Annotated in this window: 3 protein-coding genes; all 3 read right to left on the bottom strand. The window is 70.7% G+C overall.

Annotated features, from left to right (window positions below; translation table 11 throughout):
* Window positions 1–59: 59 nt before the first annotated feature.
* Complete coding sequence (locus tag D7V93_RS42055) at window positions 60–701, bottom strand: hypothetical protein (RefSeq protein ID WP_120648569.1); 642 nt, start codon at window positions 699–701, stop codon at window positions 60–62.
* Window positions 698–1,576, bottom strand: coding sequence for a ribonuclease HII (rnhB, locus tag D7V93_RS42060; protein WP_120648570.1), 879 nt, complete (start codon window positions 1,574–1,576; stop codon window positions 698–700). The genes D7V93_RS42055 and rnhB overlap by 4 nt, the downstream gene beginning before the upstream one ends.
* Window positions 1,577–1,853: 277 nt before the next feature.
* Window positions 1,854–2,243, bottom strand: coding sequence for a carboxypeptidase-like regulatory domain-containing protein (locus tag D7V93_RS42065; protein WP_244237831.1), 390 nt, complete (start codon window positions 2,241–2,243; stop codon window positions 1,854–1,856).
* Window positions 2,244–2,249: the final 6 nt, after the last annotated feature.

Raw genomic sequence — 2,249 nt, forward strand, 5'->3', positions numbered from 1 at the left:
GGACAGGCGGCGCAGCCCCTTTCAGGGGGCGATCGAACCCGCCGCCGTCAAGGCACCGCTCAGCGCACCGCAGCGCGCTGCAGATGGATCATCGCCTCATCCAGCAGCGCGGCCACACCCCGCCGCACCACGTGCACCACTTTGTGGTGATGCGCCGGCGGGCCGTGCGTGTAATGGCCAGACACCTTGTGGTGCAATTCCGTGGCGCCCCACACCAGCACCAGGTCCGCCCACTCCAGGTCGCTCTTCGCGCGGTCCGACGTGCGCCGCTCGGTGCCGTCCACCATGCGCAGGTGGATGTGATTGCCCAGCTTTGATTCCAATTCCTCACGCACCGCGGGCGAGCCACCCACCACCACCACGCGGTGGACGTCCAGGTTGCGGCACACCTCCAGGAACGCCACCTCCGCGCGCCGGTTCGCGGATCCGCCGCACCGGGCACAGTGGCTCCGGGGCTCGACCCGTAAAGGCTCACGGCCGCTCGCGGTCGCCACCTGGAGGCAGGCAGGGTCGGCACACACCTGGAAGAAGCGCTCGGCCAGCACCTCGGCCGCGCGCATCAGCTTGGGCTCGCTCATGCGCGCCTTGCCCGGCCGCGTGAGCCCCGCCTCCTCCAGCACGCCCCGCGCCCGCATGCGCGCGTCCATCAGCGTGACGCCCCGCTCGGCCAACCACCCGTCGATGTCCCGGTCCGCGCTCATCGCTTCGCCATGGGAGAGGGAGTAGCGGCGAACAGCTCCGCCTGCATCGGAACCGGCTCGGCGGGCTGCCCCAGTCCGAGCGCCTCGCGCACCGGTCCGAAGCTCCGTCGGTGGATGGGCAGCACCCCCAGGGTCTGGATCGCCGCCACGTGCTGCGCGGTGGGGTAGCCCTTGTGGGCCGCCAGGCCGTAGCCCGGATAGCGCGCGTCCAGCCCGGTCATCAGGCGGTCGCGCGTCGTCTTCGCCAGCACGGAGGCCGCCGCGATGCTCAACGACAGCGAGTCGCCCTTGATGATGCCCCGCTGCGGCGCCGCGCACTGGGGGATGGTGCGCGCGTCCACCAGCACGTAGTCCGGCGTCACGCCCAGCCCCTCCACCGCGCGGCGCATCGCCAGCAGGCCCGCGTGGTAGATGTTGAGCTGATCAATCTCCTCCACCTCCGCCTGGCCCACCGCCCACGCCACCACGTCGCGCTTGAGGGCCTCCGCCAGGGCCTCGCGTTTGTCCGGGTCCAATATCTTCTTCGAGTCGTCCAGCCCCCGGAGCCGGTAGCCCCTCGGCAGGATGGCCGCGGCCGCGACGACGGGGCCCGCGAGCGGCGCCATGCCCGCCTCGTCCACGCCCGCGACCTTGAGCAGCCCCTGCTCCCACAACTCCGTCTCGAACTTGAGCAGGTGCCGCAGCCGCTGGCCCTCCGCCCGGTTCTTCTCCTGACGGGAGCGAAGCTTCTTCGCGAGCCCCTGCGCACCCTGGCGGGGGTCTGCCTCCAGCGCCTCCAGCATCCCCTGGGGGACGGGATGGGCCTGGGCGACGAAGCGCTCCGTCAGCTCGGAGACCGAGCACCGGAGCAGCGTTTCCACACTGTCTGCTGGCATGGGGGACCTTCGGTATTGCCTACCCGGCGGGTAGCGCGGATGCACGGCTTACTGGAGCGGGGGAACACCAGTGCCGCGACAACACATCCGAAGTCCCGTCGTCAGGCCCACCGAGCGGGCGACCTGGCGCAAGGGATGCCTGACCGGAGCGGAGGCGCGCATGCAGGTATGACGCATGGCGCAATCCGTACCGCACGCAAGCGGGTCAACACAACCCTTCGACGGGCCGGGACGGCGGATTTCCCGCCGCCGGAGCCCTCGGAGCCTGTCTTCGAGGTCAGTCCCGCAGCTCGAGGGTGATGGTCTCGGGAACGGGCGTGCAGTGGCACGCGTCGCACGTCCACTCCACGTGCTGCGCAGGCGACACGTGCGAGCCCGCGGTGGCCATCACGCGGATGGCGCTGGGCGCGAGCGTCTCGTTGATGGCCGTGGTGACGCCCCGGTCATCCGTCACGCCGGTGATGCTGACGTTGCTTTCAAGATTCGTGGCCGTCACGGTGGCGCCCTGGATGTGCGCCCCATCCGAGGACAGCACCTCCACGCGCAGCGACACCGGCTCCGCGCACGAGTCCTCGTGGCGATTGGCGCTCGGGGCGTCGTCACAGCCCGTCACCAGCACGCTCGCGAGGAGCCCCATCCATCCATACTTCCGCAGCTGCTTCCCCATCCCCAC

The organism is Corallococcus llansteffanensis, from assembly GCF_003612055.1.
Taxonomy (GTDB): Bacteria; Myxococcota; Myxococcia; order Myxococcales; family Myxococcaceae; genus Corallococcus; species Corallococcus llansteffanensis.